The sequence below is a fragment of the Mesorhizobium sp. Arg314 genome, assembly GCF_053714275.1.
The window spans coordinates 1-10,742 of sequence record NZ_JBSKBP010000082.1; the positions used below are offsets into that span (position 1 = coordinate 1).

The following is a 10,742-nucleotide window of genomic DNA, read 5'->3' on the forward strand; positions in this document are numbered from 1 at the left end:
AATCACGCCCGCAAGCAGGAGGGAATCGCAAAACCGAATTGCAAGAAAACGCCAGCCAAATACCGCAAATCCTGCAATGCCAAACCCGCGATCTTCCTCATTCAACAAGTCAGATCAACGGCTTGCGCATAGTTCACGGGCGACTAGGTTGACACCAACAAGGCGGCGCCCCGGCGCGCGCCGAGGAAGAGTGTTTATGCGCGACAGCTGCGAACACTCCTGCCTCGAGATCTTCAACATCACAGCAACTGAGGCTGCGTATACGGAGTCAGGGCACTGACATTTGCGAGACCTTGGTTGTCTGTGACAGAAGGGTCTTAACTTCCCTTGAAGGGTCCCCGACGTGCTCGGGTGCAACGGTCTGTCCAGCTTCTATAATCCGTTTGCCTACCATGTATGCGCGAGGTTCGTTCATTGCATCGACAGCCAGGAGCCTGCTCCCTTTGTAATACCAAATCGAACGAGACTGCTCATGATCGCCCCTTCGCTGGACGATCTGGTCGTAGCCGGTGTTCAACCCCGCTATTTGCAGCTTGACGTCATACTGATCCGACCAAAACCAAGGCTTCGCCACATAGCTCTGCGAAGCACCTAGCATGTTTTCGGCTACCAGTTCGGCATGGTCGATGGCATGGCCAACGCTTTCCAGCCGGATGCGCCAACCGTCATAGGGAAAGGAGGCGCACTCCCCGGCTGACCATATGCTGGGGTCCGAAGTTCGCCCCTGCCGGTCGGTTCGGATGCCATTTTCGATCTCAAGGCCTGCTTCTTCGGCGAGGCCGGTTCTAGGGGTGACCCCAATGGCAACAATGACGAAATCAACCGGGATGTCCATGCCGTTGGCGAGCACTGCGCTGGAAACCCGGCCTGGTCCGGTCAGACGGTCAAGTCCGACATCCTCAAGAATCCTGACGCCATGGTTGGAGTGCAGATTCCGGAAATAGTCGGACGTTGGCGGTGCAGCGACTCGCTGGAGAATCCGGGAGGCCATCTCAATCAGCGTAATCTCAAGCCCCAGCTTCACCCCCACCGCGGCGGCCTCAAGCCCGAGATACCCGCCCCCGACAATGAGTAGCTTCCGACCGGACTGGAATTCGGTAGCCATCGCATCGATATCGGCCAGCGTGCGGATCGTATACACGCCTTTCAAGTCACCGCCGGCCGTGGACGGTATCCGCCTGGGGCGGCATCCCGTGGTCAGCGCCAGTTTGTCATAAGGGATTGACTTGCTGCCCCCGCGCACAGTCTTGGTTGCGCGATCGATCAGGGTGACAGGTGCGGCCAGTCTGAGATCAATTTCATTCTCTTTCCAGAACGAGGGCGCCCGCAGGTATAGCCGCTCAAGATGCATTTCGCCCAGAAGGTAGCCTTTGGATAGCGGCGGCCGTTGATAGGGCGGCGTGGGCTCCTCGCCAATCAGCGTCACCGCCCCTTCATAACCCAAGCTTCGCACCTTGGCTGCAAGCGATGCTCCGGCCTGTCCAGCACCGACGACTACAATGCCGGCCATTGAGGAATTCCTTCCGCACATCGGGCCAATCCGCCTATCCGTCCGACGGATCACTTGAAGTGTTCAAACCTGTTTTTCGGGCATGTGAATAACCAGCCCTTCCAAGGCCTCGTTCACCCTAATCTGGCAGGTCAGCCGCGAGCGCGCAGGATCCGGCTCGAAGGCGAAGTCCAGCATGTCCTGTTCCATTGCCTCCTTCGGTGGGAGCTTGCCCACCCAGTCCGGATCGACATACACGTGACAGGTCGCACAGGAACAAGCTCCTCCGCAATCCGCCTCGATACCTGGGATGCCGTTGTCTCGGGCTCCTTCCATGACCGTGGCGTCGCGGGGAACTTCCACAACATGCTCCCGGCCATTATATTCAACGTAAGTGATCTTGATCATTGCGATCTTCCTAGACTTGTACTGCCAGCAATTGACGAACCGGGCGCACCGCGCCCGGCGTATTACTTCTTTCGCATTTCTTTCAAGCGCGCCCGCGTGCGAGCCGTAGCCTCTTCCGTGCCGTCGTGGAAGGTACCGAACCATTTGTCGCACGGGACTTCGGGCTCGCCATAGTTACACTCGAAATAGCGATGGTGCAGCTGATGGAAGAAGTCTCCTACCCTCAGTCCAGCGTCACTGTCCTCTCCAGCGGTTACGGCTTCGTAACCACCGTGCGAGGTGATGGCCAAGAGCACTTTCTGTTGTAGCTGGAAGATGAAGTGTACTGGATGGGACGGGATCACCAAATGGATTAGAACTGAGCTCAGATATACGATATGCTCGACCGGATGCATCGACATGCCAGACCAAGGGCCGACATTGACGTTTCGGTGATGTACAGAATGAACCTTATTGTATATCGGAGCCCAATGCAGCAAGCGATGGATCCAGTAAAAGTGAAACACGCCGTATATTGGCAAAAGCACAAACCAAAGGACAAACCATATAGGGTGTTCAGAAAAACTGAGCATCGGTGCATAGCCGTTGGCGTATGCCCATAGGCCTACAACTTCATATGCAGTCCAAATCGTCGCCCCACTGCCAATCGACCAATAGACGTTGTCCAAGAACTGGCTATTGAACGTATACAATGTGCTTTTTTTGTGGAACGGGCGGGCGTCATACCGAAGATGGTTGCCTTGTCTTTTGAACGTGTAGAGGTAGAGATGCATCCCTCCCGCCACGAGAACCATCAGCGCGAGGTTGCGCAGATAAACGCCCGCGATCCAATCGAGAGTGAACGTTCGCGCTGTTTCCAACGAAGGCGATAGATGGAACCACGTCAGGAACGACAGGCCAACCACCAGCAACCGATCCGACATCGGTAGCCAAGAATTCCACAGTAGCTTGAGCCCGAGCATCGGCCCGCGTTTCAAGTTGAACAGCGACCGGTCCTCCAGGGGGAGATCTGGGTGATGGTTCCAGGTCGATTTGCCTGGAAGGGTGACATCCGGCTTCCTAGTGTCATGTGTCATGAGATTCACTCGCCTATACTTCGCACGCCCAAAGGGGCTGTCTCGCCGAGCCGAGCGCAGAAGCTCAAACAAGGTCGTATCGGTCGCCGTAGCTAAGAGATCCATCGCAGGCCGCCGATTGAAACGCGCTCAGCGCCTCGATCCGTTGCTGCCATTTGCTCCTGCAACCTGCCTACGAGAGAATATAATATGCGCGTGCCGAGAGCCCAAAGGAAAATAAAATCAACCAGAGTTGAGCGTAATGTATTGAACCGCGCCGGCTTTCCCGGAGTTCTGATGAGGTGGAACCGTGGCAATCAACAGCTTTCTCGGGACGCGCCCCAGGGATGCGGAGGATTGGGAACACGATTGCGATAATAGTCCCGCCGGGGTGCGGGCTTGTTTGATCGCGGCCAGATGGCTGCACGGGGTAAATGTTCGTTGGGGCAAGAAGGCGGAGTGAGAAAGTGGCTGGGGCGCTCGGGAGCCCGCGGGGTATCCAAGCTGGTGACAGCTCGAGGGAGAGAACCGCGAGTTGAGAGCGGCCAATGAGATCCCGCGCAAGGCGACCCCATATTTCGCTATGGAGAGCTCGATCGCCGGGCCAAGCCATTGTCGCCTTCAACGATCACCGAGCTGCGCATGGGGTCGAGCCGATCGGCAAGATGCTTCCGATGGCGCCGTTAACCAATCATTACCATGACGCCAGTGGCGCGATTCGGCCATACTGGCAGCAGCGCAAAGCGCGATGAGGCCCTGATGGCGGCGGCCCTGCGGTCTGGTCGAAGAGAACATCCGCGTCTTAAGGCGAGTGTAAAGTTTGGCGGGCGGGGGCTACGGACGCGTCAGCCGCCGCTCCGTTGACCTGAAAACATTTTCCGCCAGATCAACACCTAGCCGTAACCGCATAAAGTCCCGCCTCTCTTTTGGGTGGCGCTAGTGCCATAACGTCTGGCTTGGGATGCCACTCGGTAGAGCTGTAGAGCTTGCATTTACACGGGTAATCGCGTGCCCCTGTACCAGCAAATTCCCTTTGGCCACGTTGGAAAACAGGCCGATTCGCCGCCAGCCACACCACGTGGATGATCCTGACCACTCAATTGCGGATTGTACGTCCCAATGGATACTAATAGGCTGCGGCATATGCCTGGTCCAATAGCCAAGCACGCATTGTTGACGCAGGCTTTGAGAGCGGCTTCCTGTTGTTCCAAGCTAGACAGAAGCCGACAGGGTCATGCATCGTGACGTCGGAAAATCGGACGAGTCTTCCTTGGCGGACCATCGGTCTGACCAGTGAATCCCATCCAAGCGCCAAGCCTTGATTTGCCTCAGCCGCTGTAAGGAGAGCCGAATATCTGTTAAATCTGCTCCCGCGCAACCCTTGATATGGAACAGATGCGTTTTGCAGAAAATCATGCCACCGAGGCCAATGCGGGTTGTTCCAATCCACATGAAGTAGCGGAAGGCCCGACAAGTCTGCCGGCTTGCTAAAGCGGTGTTCTTCTGCAAAAGACGCACCACAAACAGGATAAATGAGATCTTTGAACAGCGGCTCGCTGCTTTCGTTCGCCCATATTCCTGCTGCAGGTCTTACAAAGAGGTCTACTTCGGCGTTACGAAAGTCTCGAACCTGATCTGAGATGAAATGATTGACTGTAATATGTGGAAATTTTATCCAGAAATCTTCCATTCTTGGCATAAGCCAGTGCGTAGCGAAGGCATCAGTACACGCGAGAGTGACAATTTCCTCGTCTTTCTCAATCCTCAAGGCCTGCACCGCTTCGGAGCAACGCGACAGACTAGCGGCTACCTCGGAGAATAAATCTTGCGCAGCCGCGGTCAGCTGCACTCCATTTTTATGTCGAAGGAAAAGCTTGAGGCCGAGTTCATCCTCTAGCGCTTTTATCTGACGACTTATCGCACCGGCAGTTACGTTCATTTCATCTGCAGCGCTTTTAAAATTTGCATGCCGAGCCGTCGCCTCAAAAACCGCTAAAGTCGTCAATGGCGGGAGGTTGTAGTACTTGCGGACGATCGCTCTTCTCCTTAGATTTAGCAAAACCAGAGTAACACGAGGCGACCCAGAAATAGTGATTCAACCGTATAGAATAAGCGGCCTGCGCTACTTATCTTGCTCAGCTCAGAATAATCCGCGACAAGTTCGATTGCAAGGGAAACCCAAGGGTGCGCCCCTTCCCAAAGGACGTGAGAAACCCTGGGCAAACGCTAATAAACCTGGAGGGCCCAGAACAAGAGCTGGTCAAACCGTACGCGGACTTTATCAATGAAAGACAGCTACTGCTGGTTTCATGCCATTCCGGCCCGGGCTTCGGCGCATTTGGCATTCGGTGGCGGCTCGAAAGCCGCTCGGCAATCGCGGGCAGCTGCGGATCGGCAGATAGCACCCGCGCAGCTTACTATCGTGGACATCGAGGTCCCGGGCAGCCTGGGCAGTCCAGCGCTGCACGTTCCTAGGATCAATCAGACCGCTCAGCTTGAACTCGCGGCTGAACTTCCTTGGAGTTTCACTCTCCCGTTGTGTCAGACACCTTACCTCGGTTGTGCCGACGTTGAGCTGCGGCTGCCATCGACGCGTGTGGCTTTCCTCGTCCTCTCCTTCAGCCAAATACTCGTCGTGTACCTTCTGCACCAATTCGTCATTGAAATGCGCGCAGCGGTGATATTGTCGTGGGACTTTTTGATCCGCATGGGAGGCCCAGTTAGCCCCGAAAGAAGGGCTTAGGCGTCCAGCCAAACGTTCTGGAACTCCATTGTGTAGGTCGGGTGCATGGCGTAGTTCTTCACCTTCTTGTTCATGTGGCAGTAGAGCTTCTGCCAGAACGGCTGGATCATGATGCCTGACTCCTGCAGGATCTGCTCGACGTCCTTCATGACCTCCTTGCGTTTGGCAACGTCTATCACCGACAACGCGTCTTTGAGCTTGGCGTCGAAATTCGGATCAGAGTAAGCCGTCTCGTTCCAAGCCTCACCAGTACGGTATGCCAATGCGAGGACCTGGACCCCGAGCGGGCGCATATACCATTGCGTTGTGGAATAGGGGTATTTGTTCCAGTCATTCCAGTAGGTCGAGGCCGGTATGACGGTACGCTTAACCTTGATACCAGCTTCGCGCAATTGAGCAGCAATTGCGTCAGCGGTGTTCTTCTGCCATTCGTCGTCGACCGAGATTATCTCGTGCTCGAAATCCGCCTGTCCGGCATCGAGGATCAGCTTCTTGGCACCGGCAATATCGCGCGCCTTGGTCGGGAGCGGATAATATTCGGGATGGATTGGGCTGACGTGATGGTTCTCGCCGACCGTGCCGTGGCCACTGTAACCGAGTTGCAGTACCGCCTTGTTGTCAACTGCCATCTGCAGCGCGTTCCGCACCCGTTTGTCGTCGTAGGGCTTGTGGGTCGTATTCGTCCGGCAGATTAAGGTAGTTGCTGTATCGATTTCGGATTTGACCAGGCTCATCTTGTCCAAGATCTCGATGAAATCCGACGGCGTCTCGAAATTGAGGTCGATCTCACTGGAATCGAAAGCATTTAGAGAGGCATTGAAATCGGCACCGTAATCGATGAACTCGACGCTGTCGAGCAGCGCTTCGCCTCCCCACCACTTGCCGTTCTCGCGGCGCTTGACGATCGCCTTGGAGCCGACTTGATAGGACACCAACTCGAATGCTCCGGTGCCGATGGGCTTCTTGACCGGATCGGCGCCGTCCTTGTCAAAGTCGCGATGTACGACCAGTGCCGGATAGTCAGTGAACCCCGCAATGAGCGTAATGTCGGGCGCGGAGAGCGTCAATTTGACCTTGTGGTCGTCGACCTTAATGATCGCACCGTCCCTAGCTTTGCCGGTCTTGCTGTCGACCAACCCACTGACACGTGCCGCCATGGAATTGCCTGAGACACCTTTCTCGCACCAGCGTTTCAGGTTTGCGACGACATCCTCGGCACTGAAAGCATCGCCATTGTTCCAAGTAACGCCCTTGCGGACATGAAGCGTGTACTCGGTGGCATCATCATTCACATCCCAGCTCTCGAGCAAAACCGGCTCAAAGGTGAACTGGCGCGTGTACCGCACGAGCGGCTCGAGCCAACAGCGTGTGACATTTGCCATTTCCGTCCAGTCATAGGTCCGCGGGTCTTTTTGACCTTTGACGTTCATTGAGACGCGAAGCGTTCCGCCCTTCCTCGGCTCTTCAGCCTCGGCTTGTGTGGGCGCTGCAAAACCGATCATGCCATAGGCAACTGCGGTGGATACGCCGAAGGTAGTCGCAAGGGCCAGAAATTCGCGTCGGTCCATACGACCCGCCTGGGTTTCTTTCGCCATGACTCTAATAGCAGATGGAACTCGCTTGCCGTTGCTTTTGAAAACTCGCATGTGCCTTCCCCTTTACTATTCTAACATCACGCCTTTGCGAACATTTTGCGTGTATTCGATGGTACCCCTGCGGCGACATTCAAGCTTTTTGAAAGGAAGCGGCGTCCCAAACGTGTATTCTTGAGTGTACTTTACCTGTGGATCAGAGAACTCGCGATAAAGCTTAGAGGTCGTGTCATGGTCACTTACCCTCGTACGCTTGGCATGGGCCTGCGATGCCTGTCTCAGTACCTCATTAGGCCAAGGTCGTTAGCTGTCGAATGCGCAGTCCACCGACGATGCTCAGGTGCTCCCCAATGAGTGTAGGGTAAAACCATATGCTGCCATTGCAGGCTTCTGGAAGGCGAAAAAGAAATCAGCCGATATAATTGCAGCTTATGTCTCTGCCCTTATCGTAGGCTTTGCGCTCGCGATGCGTTGGCGGCACCCGATCTTGCCTAGGAGCGCGGCGAAAGCTGCTTCGGGCTGATCGGCCACCCTGTCTGACGAAAAAATCGATGCATCATAATCACCTTGGGACGTTCAATTCCGAACGGCGAAGCGCGATCTCTGCCTGGCCCGTATGACCTGAGGTGCTATCATATGAAAGTCATTTCGATACTATCTCTCCCAAGGTATAAAAAATCTGTACCCCACCCTTGGAAGCGGATAGCCTCCCGACGACAATTCTAGCGCGCTTCTTCCCCCCGCTATACCGCAAGAAGGACATTGCTATGGACGTACGTGCGGCCGTTGCCGTTCAGGCCGGAAAACCCCTTGAAATAATGATCGTGGACCTCGAAGGGCCGCGCGAAGGCGAGGTTCTTGTCGAGGTCAAGGCCACCGGCATCTGCCACACCGACGAGTTCACCCTGTCGGGCGCCGATCCGGAAGGCCTGTTCCCGGCGATCCTCGGCCACGAGGGCGCCGGCGTGGTCGTCGATGTCGGCAAGGGCGTGACTTCGGTCAAGAAGGGCGACCATGTCATCCCGCTTTATACGCCCGAATGCCGGCAGTGCCCGTCCTGCCTGTCGCGCAAGACCAATTTGTGCACCGCCATCCGCGCCACCCAGGGCCAGGGCTTGATGCCGGATGGTTCCTCGCGCTTCTCGATGGGGAAGGACAAGCTGTTCCACTATATGGGCTGCTCGACCTTCTCCAATTTCACCGTGTTGCCCGAGATCGCGCTGGCCAAGGTCAATCCCGACGCCCCCTTCGACAAGATCTGCTACATCGGCTGCGGCGTCACCACCGGCATCGGCGCGGTGATCAACACCGCCAAGGTTGAGCAGGGGGCGACCGCGGTCGTCTTCGGCTTGGGCGGCATTGGCCTCAACGTCATCCAGGGTCTTCGCCTTGCCGGCGCCGACATGATCATCGGTGTCGACGTCAACAACGACAAGAAGCCCTGGGGCGAAAAATTCGGCATGACCCATTTCGTCAATCCGAAGGAGATCGACGGCGACCTCGTCCCGCACCTCGTCAACATGACCAAGCGCGGCGCCGACCAGATCGGCGGCGCCGACTACACCTTCGACTGCACCGGCAACACCAAGGCGATGCGCCAGGCGCTGGAAGCCTCGCATCGCGGCTGGGGCAAGTCGGTCGTCATCGGCGTCGCTGGCGCCGGCCAGGAGATTTCGACCAGGCCGTTCCAGTTGGTCACAGGCCGCACCTGGATGGGCACCGCCTTCGGCGGCGCACGCGGCCGCACCGACGTGCCGAGGATCGTCGACTGGTACATGGACGGCAAGATCCAGATCGACCCGATGATCACCCACACGCTGAAGCTCGAGGACATCAACAAGGGCTTTGACCTCATGCATGAGGGCAAGTCGATCCGGAGCGTGGTAGTCTATTAGCGCCAGGGAACCAATCTCACGAAATCTTAGCCGGCGGTTGGTTGCACATAGATACGAAAGGGCACCAGCTTCACGGGGCAAATATCCTCGGCTTGAGCCCGCCCTTGCCCCAGCCTACTAGCTTAACAGAAGCGCTAGCGCGCGTACGAATATCGACTGCCACCCACCCGGCCGTTCCGGCAATGCCAAGGACGCGCAAAGCTAGCAAAAGGAATATCAAAGATACTGGAGGTCTGATGCAACAACTCAAGGTCCTTCAATCGCTGTGGGCGATGGAACGACGCGAGCCCGATGGGTTTGAGCGAACGCTAGACGAGAACCTTCGCATGATTGCCGACGGGTCCTTTGATGGCGTTAGCGCTTTTGTTGGGGATAAGGAGCAGACACAGGCGCTTCAAGCGGCTCTAAGTGGGACCGGTCTGCTTGTCGAAGCATGCGGGACACCTGCCACCGATGATGATTTGAAGCGGCAGATCGACGTAGCTGGTGCGTTCGGCGCACTGCATTTCAATGTGCAACCAGACGTAAGGCTGCGCCGACTCAGCGACGGAACCGATCTTATTCAGCGTTGGACAAGGATAAGCGAAGGCGCTGGTCTGCCGGTCTACTTCGAAACACACCGCAACCGACTCACGACCGACCTGTTCTACACCCTCGATTTGTTGGAAGCTGCGCCTGACCTTCCGCTCCTCGCAGACCTGTCGCATTTCCTTGCAGGTCGTGAATTTGCGTGGCCAGTGAGCGACGAAAATCATCGACTGATTGAGAGGATCTTGGATTCGTCGTGGGCATTTCACGGCCGGGTGGCATCACGCGAACAGGTCCAAATCGAGATCTCCTTCCCCCACCACAAGATGTGGGTGGATCTTTTCGTGGGATGATGGCGCTACGGCTTCGCTAGCTGGCGCCGCCGCTCGAAGTCTGACGCCATACTAAGCTTTACGTGTGAACTTGGGCCACGTCCCTACGCAATTACAACACGAACTGCAAACGACTCGACGGACCGGTGGGCCGAAGCGTTGCTGATGCGCGATCTGGTAAGGGACATTTGGACAGCGCCGACATAAACTGACGCCGAGCACCGTATAGCGGTCCGACGTGGCAATCGATCGCGCAACAACGGCCATTTGGTTTGTAGCACATTGTTGTTGATGACTGGGCTTTGGGTGGCCCCATCCCGCGGCGATCAGACGCGCAGCTGGCGGCGATGCGCCGACAGTGCCCGGACTTCTCCAGAGCCAGGCTAGGTGACGGAACACTTGGCTGGAAGGGACCGCCGCGACAAATCTGCTGGCACCCGGTGACGATGCGACGATGTCGCTGCCCTCATCGATGACTCGCTCTTGCGACCGCGCCCCGGCGCACCTTCGCCGAGATTCCCCTGATCGATTATGCGGAGAAGCCGGCCGAGTTAACTATAGTCTGCCATAGCACGTCTTCCTCTGATCAGGACCGGCTCGGCTTAACCGCAACCCCGGAAGACTGGCCTGCTGCCGGTTTCGTGGACACCGAGATAAGGTGTTTAACGGAACTGGAGAGTGGGAATGCAGAGAAGGAAAT

General features: G+C 56.5%; 7 protein-coding genes, 1 pseudogene and 1 other annotated feature. Of the genes and pseudogenes, 3 read left to right on the plus strand and 5 right to left on the minus strand.

Annotated features, from left to right (window positions below):
* Positions 1–268: 268 nt before the first annotated feature.
* The 4 genes from ACWGS9_RS32860 to ACWGS9_RS32875 all read right to left on the minus strand — a co-directional run bounded on the left by ACWGS9_RS32860 (position 269) and on the right by ACWGS9_RS32875 (position 5,011).
* On the minus strand, positions 269–1,510 hold the full coding sequence (locus ACWGS9_RS32860; RefSeq protein ID WP_454509138.1) for an NAD(P)/FAD-dependent oxidoreductase: 1,242 nt from the start codon (positions 1,508–1,510) through the stop codon (positions 269–271).
* A gap of 63 nt (positions 1,511–1,573) precedes the next feature.
* Positions 1,574–1,897: a 2Fe-2S iron-sulfur cluster-binding protein gene (locus tag ACWGS9_RS32865; RefSeq protein ID WP_454509139.1), complete on the minus strand. Its 324-nt coding sequence runs from the start codon at positions 1,895–1,897 to the stop codon at positions 1,574–1,576.
* Positions 1,898–1,959: 62 nt separating this feature from the next.
* Positions 1,960–2,973 carry a sterol desaturase family protein gene (locus ACWGS9_RS32870; RefSeq protein ID WP_454509140.1) on the minus strand — a complete coding sequence of 338 codons (1,014 nt, stop codon included), beginning with the start codon at positions 2,971–2,973 and terminating at the stop codon, positions 1,960–1,962.
* Between the two features lie 549 nt (positions 2,974–3,522).
* Positions 3,523–3,635 (plus strand) — a sequence feature (AL1L pseudoknot).
* Positions 3,636–4,078: 443 nt separating this feature from the next.
* Positions 4,079–5,011, minus strand: coding sequence for a LysR substrate-binding domain-containing protein (locus tag ACWGS9_RS32875; protein ID WP_454509141.1), 933 nt, complete (start codon positions 5,009–5,011; stop codon positions 4,079–4,081).
* 225 nt (positions 5,012–5,236) lie between these two features.
* Between ACWGS9_RS32875 and ACWGS9_RS32880 the strand changes: the two genes are divergently transcribed.
* Positions 5,237–5,695, plus strand: coding sequence for a hypothetical protein (locus ACWGS9_RS32880; protein ID WP_454509142.1), 459 nt, complete (start codon positions 5,237–5,239; stop codon positions 5,693–5,695).
* Here ACWGS9_RS32880 and ACWGS9_RS32885 read toward each other — a convergent pair.
* The gene (locus tag ACWGS9_RS32885) at positions 5,692–7,341 is read right to left on the minus strand and encodes an ABC transporter substrate-binding protein (protein ID WP_454509143.1); all 1,650 of its coding nucleotides are present in this window, start codon (positions 7,339–7,341) and stop codon (positions 5,692–5,694) included. The genes ACWGS9_RS32880 and ACWGS9_RS32885 overlap by 4 nt on opposite strands.
* Positions 7,342–8,054: 713 nt before the next feature.
* Between ACWGS9_RS32885 and ACWGS9_RS32890 the strand changes: the two genes are divergently transcribed.
* Both ACWGS9_RS32890 and ACWGS9_RS32895 read left to right on the plus strand, forming a co-directional pair.
* The gene (locus tag ACWGS9_RS32890) at positions 8,055–9,182 is read left to right on the plus strand and encodes an S-(hydroxymethyl)glutathione dehydrogenase/class III alcohol dehydrogenase (RefSeq protein WP_454509144.1); all 1,128 of its coding nucleotides are present in this window, start codon (positions 8,055–8,057) and stop codon (positions 9,180–9,182) included.
* A 236-nt stretch (positions 9,183–9,418) separates the two neighbouring features.
* Positions 9,419–10,249 (plus strand): annotated as a pseudogene (locus ACWGS9_RS32895) (sugar phosphate isomerase/epimerase family protein).
* The last annotated feature ends 493 nt before the right edge of the window (positions 10,250–10,742 follow it).